Annotated in this window: 10 protein-coding genes and 1 riboswitch; of the genes, 8 read left to right on the top strand and 2 right to left on the bottom strand. The window is 40.8% G+C overall.

Annotation, left to right across the window (positions count from 1 at the left end; translation table 11 throughout):
• Positions 1 to 25: 25 nt before the first annotated feature.
• The 8 genes from pfkA (at position 26) to GWD08_RS01950 (ending at position 12,369) form a co-directional block, all read left to right on the top strand.
• A complete protein-coding gene (gene pfkA / locus GWD08_RS01985; RefSeq protein ID WP_159544049.1) occupies positions 26 to 1,039 on the top strand; it encodes a 6-phosphofructokinase in 1,014 nt (337 codons plus the stop codon).
• A 63-nt stretch (positions 1,040 to 1,102) separates the two neighbouring features.
• On the top strand, positions 1,103 to 2,605 hold the full coding sequence (gene pyk / locus GWD08_RS01980) for a pyruvate kinase (protein ID WP_159544047.1): 1,503 nt from the start codon (positions 1,103 to 1,105) through the stop codon (positions 2,603 to 2,605).
• A gap of 558 nt (positions 2,606 to 3,163) precedes the next feature.
• Positions 3,164 to 3,721 (top strand): signal peptidase I, encoded by a 558-nt coding sequence (lepB, locus tag GWD08_RS01975; RefSeq protein WP_159544043.1) that lies wholly within the window; start codon positions 3,164 to 3,166, stop codon positions 3,719 to 3,721.
• A gap of 725 nt (positions 3,722 to 4,446) precedes the next feature.
• Positions 4,447 to 6,261: a glutamine--fructose-6-phosphate transaminase (isomerizing) gene (glmS, locus tag GWD08_RS01970; protein ID WP_159549210.1), complete on the top strand. Its 1,815-nt coding sequence runs from the start codon at positions 4,447 to 4,449 to the stop codon at positions 6,259 to 6,261.
• 734 nt (positions 6,262 to 6,995) lie between these two features.
• Complete coding sequence (locus GWD08_RS01965; protein WP_159549213.1) at positions 6,996 to 8,774, top strand: PTS mannitol transporter subunit IIBC; 1,779 nt, start codon at positions 6,996 to 6,998, stop codon at positions 8,772 to 8,774.
• A gap of 24 nt (positions 8,775 to 8,798) precedes the next feature.
• The gene (locus tag GWD08_RS01960; RefSeq protein ID WP_159549216.1) at positions 8,799 to 10,751 is read left to right on the top strand and encodes a BglG family transcription antiterminator; all 1,953 of its coding nucleotides are present in this window, start codon (positions 8,799 to 8,801) and stop codon (positions 10,749 to 10,751) included.
• A 1-nt stretch (position 10,752) separates the two neighbouring features.
• Positions 10,753 to 11,193: a PTS mannitol transporter subunit IIA gene (locus GWD08_RS01955; protein ID WP_159564021.1), complete on the top strand. Its 441-nt coding sequence runs from the start codon at positions 10,753 to 10,755 to the stop codon at positions 11,191 to 11,193.
• A 24-nt stretch (positions 11,194 to 11,217) separates the two neighbouring features.
• Positions 11,218 to 12,369: a mannitol-1-phosphate 5-dehydrogenase gene (locus GWD08_RS01950; RefSeq protein ID WP_159564020.1), complete on the top strand. Its 1,152-nt coding sequence runs from the start codon at positions 11,218 to 11,220 to the stop codon at positions 12,367 to 12,369.
• Between the two features lie 273 nt (positions 12,370 to 12,642).
• Here GWD08_RS01950 and GWD08_RS01945 read toward each other — a convergent pair whose 3' ends face one another.
• Positions 12,643 to 13,887 carry a cation diffusion facilitator family transporter gene (locus tag GWD08_RS01945; protein ID WP_159564019.1) on the bottom strand — a complete coding sequence of 415 codons (1,245 nt, stop codon included), beginning with the start codon at positions 13,885 to 13,887 and terminating at the stop codon, positions 12,643 to 12,645.
• Between the two features lie 108 nt (positions 13,888 to 13,995).
• Positions 13,996 to 15,327, bottom strand: a complete 1,332-nt coding sequence (locus tag GWD08_RS01940; protein WP_159564018.1) for an alanine/glycine:cation symporter family protein — start codon at positions 15,325 to 15,327, stop codon at positions 13,996 to 13,998.
• A gap of 110 nt (positions 15,328 to 15,437) precedes the next feature.
• A riboswitch (glycine riboswitch) is annotated at positions 15,438 to 15,526 on the bottom strand.
• Positions 15,527 to 15,870: the final 344 nt, after the last annotated feature.

Here is a 15,870-nt window from a genome sequence, read left to right as displayed (position 1 = left end):
TAAATTAATAGAAGGAGTACCAAAAATGAAACGTATTGCTGTTTTAACCAGTGGTGGTGATGCCCCTGGTATGAACGCTGCTATTCGTGCAGTTGTTCGAAAAGCAATTTCAGAAGGAATGGAAGTTTATGGTATCAATCGTGGCTATGCTGGCATGGTTGATGGCGATATTTTTCCAATTGGTTCAAAAGGTGTAGGTGATAAGATTTCTCGCGGGGGAACTTTCCTTTACTCTGCACGCTATCCTGAATTTGCTACACTTGAAGGTCAATTAGCTGGTATTGATCAGTTGAAAAAACATGGAATTGAAGGTGTTGTTGTCATTGGGGGAGACGGGTCTTATCACGGAGCGATGAGATTAACTGAACATGGGTTCCCAGCAATCGGTATTCCAGGCACTATTGATAATGATATTGCTGGAACAGACTACACTATTGGTTTTGATACTGCAGTTAATACTGCCGTTGAAGCAATTGATAAACTTCGCGATACGTCTTCAAGTCATGGTCGGACCTTCGTTATTGAAGTTATGGGGCGTAATGCTGGTGATATTGCACTTTGGTCAGGAATTGCTAGCGGAGCCGACCAAATCATTGTCCCAGAAGAAGAATTTGACATTCATAAAGTAGTGGCAACGATTAATGATGACTTTACTAATAAAGGTAAAAACCATCATATTATTGTGCTTGCTGAAGGTGTCATGAGTGGCGACCAATTTGCTAAGCAACTAAAAGAAGCTGGCGACACAAGCGATCTTCGTGTAACAAACTTGGGACATATCTTACGTGGTGGTTCTCCAACTGCACGTGATCGTGTGATTGCTTCATGGATGGGTGCCCATGCTGTGGAACTTCTTAAAGAAGGTCGTGGCGGTTTAGCCGTTGGTATTCATAATGAAGAGTTGGTTGAAAGCCCAATCCTTGGAACAGCTGAAGAAGGAGCCTTGTTCTCCTTAGCTGAAGATGGCAAAATCATTGTGAATAATCCTCACAATGCCCGATTGGATTTTGCAGCATTAAATCGTTCACTATCACGCTAAGAGCAGTTATCTTTGTTGAAAACTTATAACAATTGACTATTAATAAGGGAGTGTCATTTATCTATGAATAAACGCGTAAAAATCGTTGCTACACTTGGTCCTGCGGTTGAGATCCGTGGGGGTAAAAAATATGGTGAAGACGGCTATTGGGCTGGCAAATTAGATGTTGAAGCATCTGCAAAGAAAATTGCTGAACTAATCGAAGCTGGTGCTAATGTCTTTCGTTTTAACTTCTCACATGGTGATCATCAAGAACAAGGAGAACGTATGGCAACCGTTCGTCTTGCAGAAGAAATGGCACGTCAAAAAGTTGGCTTCCTTTTGGATACCAAAGGCCCAGAAATGCGTACAGAACTCTTTAGCGATGATGCTAAAGAATATAGCTATGTTACTGATGAAGTCATCCGTGTTGCCACCAAGCAAGGTATTCAATCAACTCGTGACGTCATTGCTTTGAACGTTGCTGGAGCACTTGATATTTATGATGAAGTTGCTGTTGGTCAAACGATTCTCATTGACGATGGGAAACTCGGCTTGACAGTGATTGAAAAAGACATTTCTAATCGTGAATTTGTCGTAAAAGTGGAAAATGATGGCATCATCGCCAAACAAAAAGGTGTCAATATTCCTAATACTAAGATTCCTTTCCCAGCACTTGCAGAACGTGACAACGATGATATTCGCTTTGGTTTGAAACAAGGTTTGAACTTCATTGCTATTTCTTTTGTACGTACAGCAAAAGACGTTGAAGAAGTCCGTGCTATTTGTCGTGAAACAGGCAATGAACATGTCCAGTTGTTTGCTAAGATTGAAAATCAACAAGGGATTGATAATCTTGATGAAATCATCGAAGCGGCAGATGGTATCATGATTGCCCGTGGTGATATGGGAATCGAAGTACCATTTGAAATGGTACCAGTTTTCCAAAAAATGATTATTACCAAAGTAAATGCTGCTGGAAAACAAGTTATTACAGCCACAAACATGTTAGAAACCATGACTGAAAAACCTCGTGCTACTCGCTCTGAAGTTTCTGATGTCTTCAACGCTGTTATTGACGGAACCGATGCCACCATGCTTTCTGGGGAATCAGCTAATGGTAAATACCCAGTCGAAGCAGTTCGCACTATGGCAACCATTGACAAGAATGCGCAAACATTGCTATCAGAATATGGTCGTTTAGACTCTTCTAAATTGTCCCGTGATAGCAAAACAGACGTTGTGGCTTCTGCTGTGACTGACGCTACGCATTCAATGGACATCAAACTGGTTGTAACAATTACTGAAACTGGTCATACAGCTCGTGCCATTTCTAAATTCCGTCCAGATGCTGATATTTTAGCTGTAACCTTTGATGAAAAAGTTCAAAAATCATTGATGGTTACTTGGGGTGTTATTCCAGTTGTTGCTGAAAAACCATCTTCAACAGATGACATGTTCGAAGTTGCTGAAAAAGTTGCTTTGGAATCTGGACTTGTGCAATCTGGTGATAATATTGTTATTGTTGCAGGTGTCCCAGTTGGTTCAGGTGGTACTAACACCATGCGTATTCGCACTGTTAAATAAGATGCGAAATGCTAGTTTTTCGCCTATTGACTCAAGAGTCAGCTAATGGCAGCATTTGGCAGCTTTGTCCTTGGTAGATCCTTTTCAGACAAGGATTGAGGGGGAAAATTGGCCTCTTGTTTTTAGAGATTCTGTTGTTTATGAGTTATAGAAATACTAGCGGTGATGTGGCAGCAGTGTGAGTTTATGCATTGAATGGACTTAGCTTCTTACTAAAAATATCAAAGTGGGTAAAGTTACTATGCTATATAGCACCTTTACCCACTTTTTAGCATATTCTCACTTCTAATAGCAGGTGAAAGCATTAGAGGCTAACAATAGCCACTTAACCTTTTCTAAGCTAAAGAGAAGCTTGGTGGTAGAGGTAAACAACTACCTGCTTACTCTGTAAGCTGTAAGCAAGGAGAAGTGTCAAGTCCTTGTTTGATCTTGGGTATGATTTCTTGATGTATAGGCTGTCTAGTGCTAAGCTCAGATTAAACCCACTATTTTTGAAATCTTCTTACCTTTTGTTATTTTTTATATCATGCTATAATAGAGCTAAGATTAGGAGTACTTATGGTAAAAAGAGATTTTATACGGAATATCTTGCTGGCTTTGCTAGTGATTATTATACTGATCCTTTTGCGCATATTTGTGTTTTCGTGCTATCGTGTTAAGCAAGATACAGCCAATAGCTATTTACACAAAGGGGATCTGATTGTTTTAAAACGGACGATTGAACCCAAATATAAGGATTTTGTTGTTTACAAGTTTCATAAAAAAACCTATATTAGCCGTGTTATTGCTACAGAGGGTGAAGCGGTGACTTATATGGATGATATTTTCTATCTTAATGGTAAAGTTGAGAATCAAGCATATATCAATGCGATGAAGCACAAGTATCTAAGTACAGCTCCGATGGGGAGTCTTTATACGGATGATTTTACCATTGATACCTTAACCCGTGGGAAGGCGCAAAAAATTCCTAAAGACTATTTTTTAGTTTTAAATGATAATCGTCTCAATAGGAAGGACAGCCGAAGTTTTGGACTCATCAAGCGCAGTCAGATTAAAGGTGTAGCGACCTTTAGGGTTTTACCACTGAGCAACTTTGGCTTTATAGAAGTCGAGTAGGACACGAGCAACTCTAACTATATTGGTGGTAGATCAATCTACACCGCTCATTCAAAGCCCAATGGGCTCCAATGGGCTTAAATGTTGGGCTTTTTTGAGCCGTGCAAATGGCAAGTGTTTATTTGTTAGGGCAGATGATGCAGCTAGGCTGTTTAAAAAACTTTTTAGCTAAATTTTTGGTTTCGATAATTGCTACAGCGATCTGATCCGCTATAGCGCTTATCGCGACCATTTTTATTTGAGCAGGGTGAGACGAAAAAGCAACCCTGATCATGTACTCTTGAAAAAGGGTTTGATGTTTTCTTTATAAAGTCTCCTTTTTCTAGAAAATGTTTCCTGCTTTGCTTGGCTTTTTTCACTAAGGATGCATTTAGTTAACCTGGTTGTACAAGATTGCAGCTCAAAAAATAATAAAAGAAACGCAAATGCTCTAGGCAAGGTTTACTATTTTTGTAGTAAAAGATGGTAAAAAATGAGCAATAAGAAGATGAACTGTCGTAATTGACAAGAGAAGGTATCGATTTTTAAGAACACTTAGGCGGGCAGTTAGATTCTTCTTGCTGCTAAAGGAAGTGTTCCCTTCGTTCAGGACTATACCAATTTAATTATTGACAAGAAAAAATCAAAATTATATACTTTAAACATAGTTTTTTTGTTAGTTTTTATAGACTATACCAATTTAATATAAATAGAAAGTCGCAAGCTCTCTTGCGAAGGTTTACATTATGTGTGGAATTGTTGGCGTTGTAGGTAATCGAAATGCTACCGATATTTTGATGCAAGGTTTGGAAAAGCTGGAGTACCGTGGCTATGATTCAGCCGGTATTTTTGTTTTGAATGATCAAAAAGGGCATCTGGTAAAATCAATTGGCCGCATTGCTGATTTACATGAAAAAATCGGTATGGATGTAGCTGGCAGCACAGGTATCGGCCATACACGGTGGGCTACCCATGGACAAGCCACAGAAGAAAACGCTCACCCGCATACATCAGCATCAGGTCGCTTTGTCTTGGTGCATAATGGTGTTATTGAAAATTACCTCCATATCAAGGAAACTTACCTAGCAGGCGATCACTTTAAAGGGCAAACAGACACTGAGATTGCGGCTCATTTGATAGGCAAATTTGCAGAGGATGAGAAGCTATCAGTACTAGATGCTTTCAAAAAGGCCTTGGCAGTGATTGAAGGCTCCTATGCTTTTGCCTTAATTGATAGTTTAGATCCTGATACTATTTATGTGGCTAAAAATAAATCCCCATTGTTAATCGGTCTTGGTGAGGGTTACAACATGGTCTGTTCTGATGCTATGGCCATGATCCGTGAAACAAGTGAATTCATGGAAATTCATGATAAAGAATTGGTTATGTTAACTAAAGATGCGGTAACTGTGACAGATTATGATGGCAAGGTGATGGAGCGTCAATCTTATACGGCTGAACTGGACCTTTCTGATATTGGTAAGGGGACTTATCCTTTTTACATGTTGAAAGAAATTGATGAACAACCAACGGTGATGCGACAATTAATATCTACCTATTCTGATGCTCAAGGACGGATGGTCATTGACCCGGCAATTGTTAAGTCTGTGCAAGAAGCAGATCGTATTTACATCCTTGCTGCAGGAACCTCCTACAACGCTGGTTTTGCATCAAAGGCGATGATTGAACAATTGACGGACACACCAGTTGAGATGGGAGTGGCTTCAGAATGGGGTTACCATATGCCATTATTGAGCAAAAAACCAATGTTCATCTTACTTAGTCAATCAGGTGAAACAGCAGATAGCCGTCAAGTTTTGGTTAAAGCTAATCAAATGGGGATTCCAAGCTTGACCATTACGAATGTACCTGGTTCAACGCTTTCTCGAGAAGCAAGCTATACCATGTTATTGCATGCTGGACCTGAAATTGCTGTAGCGTCAACGAAAGCCTATACTGCGCAAGTTGCAGCCTTAGCTTTCTTATCAAAAGCTGTTGGTGAGGCAAATGGTAAAAAAGAAGCACTTGCATTTGACCTTGTGCATGAATTGTCACTAGTGGCACAATCCATTGAGGCAACCCTCTCTGAAAAAGACCTCATCGCAGAAAAAGTTGAAAATCTTTTGGCGACAACGCGTAATGCATTCTATATTGGTCGGGGAAATGATTACTATGTTGCAATGGAAGCTTCGCTTAAATTAAAAGAAACTTCTTACATTCAATGTGAAGGTTTTGCTGCGGGTGAATTAAAACATGGAACTATTTCACTAATTGAAGAAGGAACACCAGTGATTGGCCTGATTTCTTCTAGTGAGTTAGTGGCGGCTCACACGCGTGGTAATATTCAAGAAGTGGCAGCACGAGGGGCACATGTCTTAACAGTGGTTGAAGAAGGACTAGAACGTGAGGGTGATGATATTATTGTCAATAAGGTGCACCCATTCCTTGCGACTATTGCAATGGTTATTCCAACACAGTTGATTGCCTATTATGCTTCATTACAGCGTGGACTTGATGTTGACAAGCCACGTAATCTAGCTAAAGCAGTGACTGTTGAATAGTGTTTTCATTAAAAGGCCCTCTCATCTTAGTTAAGGCTGGTGAAAAAACTCCTTTTTTGGAGAATGGGGTGCCACCTTATCTCGTTTTTTTTGGCATAAGGTATTATCTAGGGTAATGGGATATTATCAAACGTCATTGACATTTGGCTAAAGGATAGTTGTATGGTTTGTTATGCGTAGCGAGATAGGGTACGTTTTGATGTGATGATGTCTAGAGATAATCGGATGTGGCTTTGTTAGAGTCATCTGCGATTGTCTTTTTTGTTTTGTGCCCATTTTTTCGGCAAAAAAGGGTGATGTACTTGCTAACTTCTGTAAAATCAGGATTATGGTGGGATTGCATAGTGGTCTCCAAAAAAGATAACAATTATCACTTCATCCTTTTAAAGGGAATGGTTTACGATGGCGGTTTGTTTTCATCGTTTCATTCCTTTTTTTGATGGTCTTTTTGATGGTTTTTAGATAGTTGGCTTTGAGTGTTCTGAGTCAGGTTCTTTGGTTTTGTTTTAGGGATAGATTGGGGTGTTGTCATTACAGTGCGGCTCACTGCCGCGATATGAAAGATAGTTATTGAAAATCTTAACCAAGCAGCTTATTGCATAAAGAAATTGCTAAGGGGAGTAGCTCTCTTATTTGCCATCTTTTTTGTCACAAATACTGTGCCAAAGTTTGAGTTTTCTGGCTTATAGCCTGATGTTACCATTAAAGAGTAATATCACTAGGAGGGTTTTCTAATGGAACAAAAATCTTCATTAAAAGTTAGAGTACAAAAGCTTGGTACAGCTTTATCTAACATGGTTATGCCCAATATAGGGGCTTTTATTGCTTGGGGAGTACTGACAGCCCTCTTTATTCCCACGGGTTGGCTGCCTAATAAGCAGTTTGCCATGGCGGTGGGGCCAATGATTTCCTACTTGTTGCCTACTTTAATTGGTTACACAGGAGGTCATGCTGTTTATGGTCAACGAGGAGCAGTTGTAGGAGCAATTGCCACTTTTGGTGCCATTGCTGGTACAAGTTCGCCCATGTTTATCGGTGCAATGGTGATGGGGCCGCTAGGAGCGTGGTGCATCAAAACATTTGATCGACGCTACCAAGAAAAGATTCGGCCTGGTTTTGAAATGTTGGTCAATAACTTTTCTGCGGGGCTTATTGGCTTTGCCTTGTTGTTGCTGTCTTTCAAAATTATTGGGCCAATTGTGGCAACTTTGACTGAAACAATTGGTAAAGGTGTCCAAGCTTTGGTAGACATGCACCTTTTGCCACTAGCAAATATTTTGATTGAGCCAGCAAAGATTCTCTTTTTAAACAATGCTCTGAATCATGGTATTTTTACGCCACTTGGGACAGAACAAGTGCTTAAGGTTGGGAAATCAGTGCTTTTCTTGTTAGAAGCCAACCCTGGTCCTGGTTTGGGGATTTTGGTAGCTTATGCTTTATTTGGCAAAGGCTCTGCTAAGGCCTCATCTTGGGGAGCAATGATTATTCATTTCTTTGGTGGAATTCATGAGATTTATTTCCCCTATGTGATGATGAAACCAGCCCTTTTCCTTGCTGTTATTGGCGGTGGTGTAACAGGGACCTTTACAAATGTTCTTTTAGGTTCAGGGCTTACAGGAGCTGCATCGCCTGGATCAATTATCGCTATTGAGCTCATGGCCCCCAAAGGTCTCTGGCCACATGTGAATGTTTTACTAGGTGTCTTAGCTGGTGCAGCTATTTCCTTCCTAATTGCTAGCTTAATCCTAAAAGCTGATAAATCAGTAGAAGATGAAAGTGCCCTTGAGCAAGCACAAATCGCTTCGCAAGCTGCCAAAGCACAATCAAAAGGGCAGCTCATAGCTACTGACAGTAAGGAAGCTGATTTTTCTGCTGATACTATTGAGCATATTATCTTTGCTTGTGATGCTGGAATGGGAAGCTCAGCTATGGGGGCTTCAATTCTACGAGACAAAGTAAAAAAAGCTGGTTTGACAATTCCTGTTAGTAATAAAGCTATTTCAAATTTAACAGATGTTACCAATACCTTGATTGTCACGCAGCAAGAACTAGCGGCGCGTGCTGCTCAAAAGACGCCTCGTGCTGTTCATATTTCTGTTGATAATTTTTTAGCAACGCCAAAATATGATGAGATTGTCGCGCAGCTTAGCGCAACCCCGATAGCAAACCAAGAGCAAAAGGCATCAAAAACAGCAAAAGAGCAGACAGAAACAGTGATTGATCTGGATTACATTGATGAAGTTGTTTTTGCTTATGACAAGGGGCAAGGTTCTGCAACGATGGGACAGGCAACTCTGGCAGCGATTTTTAAGCATCAGCAGATTGATATTCCCGTTTCAAAGGCTACTAATGGAGAGTTGCAGCGCTTTGATGCCAAAAATATTCTGATTATAACCACCATAGCCAATCAATCCTTAGCACAATCTATGGCACCCAATGCGCAATTCTTAGTTGTTGATAGTTTGGTGACAACTGCTGAGTATGATAAAATGGTTGCTCGTATGCACAAATAAAACAAGGAAATACATGATAAAAGGATGCTATTAACAAAACGAGAAGAACAATTATTGCAAGCATTTCTTCGTTATGGGAAGCTTTCAATGGATAATATTGCTGCTATTTTGAAAGTGTCCAAGCGGACAGCCTATCGTGTCCTTAATGACTTGACGGTTAGTTTGAACCCTCTAGCTGTTGGCATTGTTAAAGAAAACCACAAGTATTTGCTGACAGGACAATTATCTCGTATTGCAGATTACAGGAGTCAAGCTAGCTTTTCAAAAATGGAGCGTCTTAATCGTATTACTTATCACTTGCTTATAGCCGATCAAGAAATAACGAATGATGAACTTCAAAGCCTATTAGGTGTTAGTAATGTGACGATCATACAAGATGTTGCAGAAGTAGAAGAACGTTTAGCTAGTTTTGGCATGACACTAAAGCGATTAAAGGGCTACGCCTTGACAGGCTCAGCCCTTATGCGTCGTCGCTTGTTAGCCGTTTTACTATCTAATAATATTAGTCTATCAGATTTTTGGCAGGGGCAAATGGGATATTTCAAGCCCATGCAAACAGAGCATTTACTGATTGCCCTGGATATTTTTCAGCGCTATCAGCAGCAACTACCTGAGATGGATGCTAAACTGGTCCAGTATTTTGTCTTTAATCTGGTCTTAAGCAATTGGTACGCGGTGGAAGATCAACCACAGGCGGTGAGTAAGACAGCACTTGATTTTGCTAAGAAAGTCTATGCTGATTTTTCAGCACAAACTCAGACCTTTTATCCCATTCAGGAAATATTAACATTTGCTGCGCTCTTAGATACGGCTCTTTTAAAGCGGCAGGAAACTCCTCTATACCAGGAAAATTTTGATAGCGAATTTTTCTATAGTGTATCTAATTTAATTGATAAGGTAGCCCTTTACACAAAAATTGCCTTTACCAAGGATCAGACCTTGTTTAAATTCTTGTTCAATCATCTGCGTTTGACCTTAGCAGTGCCGATTCTCTTTGCCAAGACCAGTGTTGCTAGCTTGGCACATGATGCATTTGAGCAAAATGAGTATTTGCACCGTGTTATCAAATTGTTAATGATGGAAATCTTTCCCTTATACATTCAAACAGAGTCAGAATGGGAGTTGGTTACCCTACATTTTGCCTCGAGTCTTCGGCGCAGCCCCCACATTTATCCGGTTCAGGTTTTATTACTGACGGATGAACGACCACTGGCCACTGAATTATTAGTTTCACGGATGAAAAATATCGCTCCCTTTATTGCTTCTATCAGGACTAAAAGCACGCGTCAGTTAGGTGAAAATGACTTTAAAGAGTATGATGCCATCTTGGCGACAAAGCCCATGGCTGACCAGCGCATTCGCATCGTATCAACCTTTCCCGCTGCTAATGAAATGGTATCTTTAGAGCAGTTTTTACAGGAGATACAGATTAACCGCGAGGTCAAGTTTCGCGAAGATACTGTGTTTCCCATGCATCTGAATTTGCAGTCTTATTTGACTGCCAGCCAAGCGATTTTACAAACGTTTACTTTAAAACAATTGCATAATCAAGCTTCCTTTCAGCAAACGATTTATGATTTGGTTGCTCAATTGTCTGTGGTTGATGATCAGCCTTACTTGGCTGATAAGCTCATTCGGCGTTTTCAAGAGAGTCCGCTGGCAATTCCAGAAACTAACCTAGCCTTGATTCACACTCAGTCGCATCAGGTCAAGCAATCCATTTTTATGATTTTTGAGCTAGAGCATCCTGTTAAGGCTAAATCAATGAATGGCGAAGACGAGATGGTCTCACGTATTTTGGTGATGTTAACCAAGCATGATGAGGTTGATGAAGTCCGAGAACTAATGACGGCTATCAGTCAATCAATTATTGAAAATCATCTTTATACGGAGATTTATAAAAAGGGCAATGCTGACATCATTTATCATCTGTTAAATCACATTTTTACCGATAAAATTAAGAAAATGGAGAACTAATATGGAATTTCAAAAGCAGTTGATTGCCTTAAATCAAAGCTTTGCAAGCAAAGAAGAAGCGATTCGTTATTGTGGAAACCTGCTTTACGAAAATGGCTATGTTGATCAAGATTACATTCAAGCTATGCTTGATCGTGATAAGGAATTATCAGTGTATATGGGCAATTTTATTGCCATTCCGCATGGGACGGATGCAGCTAAAAAGAGTGTCCACAAGTCTGGATTAGCTGTGGTGCAAGTACCTGGCGGTGTGAATTTTGGGACACAAGCAGCTCCGCAAATTGCGACGGTTCTCTTTGGTATTGCTGGCATTGGTGATGACCATTTGGCCTTGATTCAAAAAATTTCGATTTTTTGTGCTGATGTCGATAATGTGGTTAAGTTGGCAGATGCCCAATCAGTCGAGCAAGTCATTCATTTATTAACCACTGTTGATGAGTAACCAAAGCAAAAAAAGGAGCTAAACATGAAAAAAGCAGTACACTTTGGAGCAGGTAATATTGGCCGTGGTTTTGTTGGAGAGGTTTTAGCAGCAAATGGCTTTGCTATTGAGTTTGTTGATGTTAATGAAACCATTATTGAGGCTTTAAATCAGCACCATTCTTATACAATTGAAATTGCAGAAGATGGCAAACGTCAGGTATGTGTGAATAATGTGTCTGGTATAAATAGCCGTCTCCATCCAGAAGCCGTTGTGAACGCGATTGTAGAAGCAACAATCATCACAACAGCTATAGGGCCCAATATTTTGCCCTTTATTGCGCAGCTGATTGCCCAAGGTATCCAAAAACGCCGTCTCGCTGGTGTGACAGAACCAATTGATGTTTTAGCCTGTGAAAATATGATTGGTGGGTCACAGTTTTTGTTGAGTGAGGTCGCAAAATACTTAGAACCTGCAGATCAAGCCTATGTTGAACAATATGTCGGCTTTCCCAATGCTGCGGTTGATCGCATTGTACCTGCCCAATCGCATGAGGATCCCTTATTTGTGGTCGTTGAGCCTTTTAAAGAGTGGGTCGTAGAGACTAGCAAAATGAAAAATGCAAGCCTCAAACTAGCCGGTGTTCACTATGAAGAAAACCTGGAGCCTTTTATTGAACGAAAATTGTTCTCGGTGAATTCTGGTCACGCAACAGCAGCATACAGCGGGGCACATGCGGGTGTCAAAACCATCTTGCAAGCACTTAGCATCCCCGAGGTCAAAACTCAATTAGCTGCTGTTTTTGGGGAAATGAGACAACTCCTGATTGCCAAATGGGATTTTACTGAGGATGCCTTGAAGGCTTATCATGCTGTTATTATCAGTCGATTTAAAAACCCTTACATAGTTGATGATGTTAGTCGGGTGGCGCGGACGCCGCTTCGCAAATTAGGCTACGATGAACGCTTTATTCGTCCAATCAGAGAATTGAAAGAGCGCAGCTTACCTTATGATAATCTCCTTAAAACGGTAGCTTACGTCTTTACTTATCGTGATGACAATGACGAACAAAGTCAGCAATTGCAACAGATGCTTTCTGAAACTGACCTACCACAAGTGGTGAGAGAGGTTACCGGCTTAGAAGACCAGGACTTAATTGCTGAAATTGTGGCTGCTATTGAGCAGGTTAGAGCTTAAGCAAACTGTCCTTAGACAAGCTTGCTGACTACTAGCTTGCTGAAGATAGACACTGTAAAAATCGGGTTGGCACTGAGACTTAAAAAGCATGAGAACTTGGTCTTAAGACCGTTGTTTCGGGAGTGCTAGTCATGAATCATGGATTAGTTGATATTATCTATGACTACAGTCTCGCACTAACGTGTCTAATGACCTCAGAAAGTCTTGTAAAAAAAGTAAGAACTAACACATATGGTTGCATAACAATCAGATATGTTAGTTCTTGCTTTTGATTTAGGTTATTTTGCTAATGTGATAGTGTTTGTGTTTAACTGACGCGATTTTCTTTTGAATGGGGGTTACTTGGTGATGACGTAAGTACCACGTCTCCTTTCGCCGCCAGAGACTGGTGTGCAGGTAGCCATCTAACTCATAAGAAAGCAGCTTTGTTTTTTGACTGAGTGAAACAAAAGAGATGTTTTTAATCTCGGTTCGTTGGGAGTAAACGTGGCTATCTAGTTGCTCCTTGGTTAAACTTTTGCCACTAGAATCAATAAGCAAAAAGTCGTCTGAGAGCAGCTCTTGGTACTGGGGAATTTTTGCCAAGATCATTTTTTCCTGACGCAGGAGCTTTGCTTGCACATTTGCTGGAATCTCATCTTCAGGGATGCGAGAAGGCTCAACATGAATATCAATATCATAAACAGCAAAGCGTTCGCTGAGCATTTGCTCAACTTGTTCGGTAATAGCATGGCTTTCATAAACAGATAAATCAGGATGCATTTCTAAGACAATATCCAGATAAACATTACTGCCATAAGTCCGTCCGCGTTGCGATTTAACGGCATTAACCTTGGGAATTTCTAAAATAGCTTGCTCATATTTTTTTAAATGCCGGTTATCAAAACCGTCCGACAAACTAAAGGCACTTTGCATAAAAATATCAAAGGCTGTCTTTAAAATGAAGAAGGTAATGATAATCGCGGCAATTCTATCAATAATGGTTAAATGCAGCGAAGCAGCCAAAATAGCAACCGCTGTGCCGATCGAAGTGACCGCATCTGATAAGTTATCTTTAGAAGCGGCGACCAATGCACTGGATTTGACGCGCTTAGATAAGCGCTTATTGTAGGTATAGACAAAAAACATTATTAGGGCGGATACCAGCCCAACAATGGCTCCAAGGGGGTCAACAGCAGTTTGATCATTTGCGATAATCGCCTCAATCGTTTGAGTGAGCACTTGAAATCCGACAAAAAACATCATAAAAGAAGTTATCAAACTGGAGATGTCTTCAAACTTCCAATGGCCAAAGCGGTGATTGTTATCAGCAGGCTGGCTAGCTAAATGAAGACCAATCAAGAGGGCTACATTTCCGACAATATCGGATAAGTTATTAAAACCATCAGCTATCAGAGAGTTGGAGTGCCACAGGGTCCCCATGACGAGTTTTGCAATACTAATCACTAAGTATGCACAAATACTAACAAGGGGACCACGTTTAGCCATTTTTACATTATCAATTGGATCTTGCTTCATCTTATCTCCTCTATACAATCCCCATTATATCATATGGCGTTCGTTTTTTTCAGCTGACTAGTAGGTCTTACGCCTGGTAAGAATATAACAAACGAGGTTTGTCAGCTGTCACTGGCTGTGATTATGAAAATAAGCTTGTGTTTCTTGGATGACTACTGGAGCAAGGGCCAACAAAGCAATTAGATTAGGAATCGCCATGAGGCCATTGACAATATCAGCCAGTATCCAAACAAAGTCTAACTTTAGATAGCCACCAAGTGCGACCATAGTGACAAATAGCAGCCGAAAATAATTCAGGTGGGCAGAACCCGCTAAAAAGGCGAAGCACCTTTCACCATAGTAGCTCCAACCAAGGATGGTGGTAAAGGCAAATAAAATCAAGGAAATCATAAAGGCAATCTGACCTAAATGGCCAAAAATAGAGGCAAAAGCAGCTTGCGTCAAAGGTGCCCCTTCAAGAGAAGAGGTCCATTGGCCAGAAACTAAAATAGCTAAGCCTGTTAAGGTACAGATAATGATGCTGTCAATAAATGTTCCTGTCATAGAGACTAAACCTTGCTCGACAGGTTGTTTTGTTTTAGCAGCAGCAGCTGCAATCGGAGCTGACCCAAGTCCGGCTTCATTGGAAAAGACCCCTCGAGCAATTCCTTTTTGGATAGCTTCTTTGACTAGGGCTCCGCCAAAGCCGCCCATGGCAGCAAGGGGAGTGAAAGCTGATTTAAAGACCAGTCCTAACATTGGCAGTAATTGGGTGTAGTGGCTACAAATAACCATTAATGTTGCTAGGATATAGGTAATAGCCATGAAGGGTACTAATTTTTCTGCGACTTTGGAAATACTCTGGATACCTCCAAAAATGATGAGAGCTACCAGAAGAGCTAGGAGGATGCTCAGCCATTTTGGTGATAAGCCAAAGCTATGATTGACTGCTGAAGTGATGGCATTGACTTGGGCGAATGTTCCAATCCCAAATAGGGCAACCAGAGTGCCAAAAAAGGCAAAGCAAGTGGCCAGTGGCCGCCATTTTTTGCCCATGCCTTGGGTGATGTAATACATCGGGCCTCCAGCCACCTGCCCCTTGTTATCAAGCGTACGGTATTTGATAGCTAATACGCCTTCGGCATATTTAGTGGCCATTCCCAGAAACGCCGCAACCCACATCCAAAAAAGGGCACCTGGTCCACCGGTTTTAATGGCTGTCGCCACCCCGACCATGTTACCGGTACCTACGGTGGCTGCAAGCGCCGTTGCTAAAGCAGCAAAACTCGAAATGTCCCCCTTGCCGTCGCTTTTTCTAAGAATCAGTGTCAAGGCAAAGCCTAATTTTTTGATTTGTAAGAAACCCAAGCGGATACTATAATAAAGCCCTGTACCCACTAGCAAAATCAGTAAGGGCGGTCCCCAGACGAGATTGTCAAGTTGGTTTGCTAAAGATGTCATCCTCTTCTCCTTTGTCAAAATGCCCATAACATCAAAAAAAGAAGTTATCCAAGGATAACTTCTGGTATGTAAAGACAAAAAGATACAAAAATAGAGATGTTTTGCATGCTTGTTTATCTTCTGTCCTTTTGCCTGAGAGATTGAGCAGGATTGCCTTGCCCCTTCGGCGCCATTGACTGGTCTCTCCAGAAGTTCGTCCATCAAGCAGTCCCGTTCTACAAGAGAACACCTGAGAGTATTAATCCTTCGGCGAAATGCTTTTCTTCTCCTGCTTGACATCATTCGATATTATGAAATTTACATCTATTTTACAAAAAGCGACAAAGAAAGTCAAATCTTATACCTGACTCATCAGGTGCTACTTAATGCTCACTAGCAAGCGTCCTTTTATCACGTATTACCTGGTCTGGGTCCTGGGCAAGCAGTAAGCTATCAAGCCTTACAGGCCGTCTTTTGGATGATAGTTTCTATTATCTTCAAGCAAAATGTCAGCAGCAGTTTATATCAAATAGCAATGCCTTAAAAAGGTATTAAAACAAGGCA

This window comes from Streptococcus halichoeri (assembly GCF_009870755.1).
Taxonomy (GTDB): Bacteria; Bacillota; Bacilli; order Lactobacillales; family Streptococcaceae; genus Streptococcus; species Streptococcus halichoeri.
This window is presented reverse-complemented; position numbering and strand designations above follow the sequence as displayed.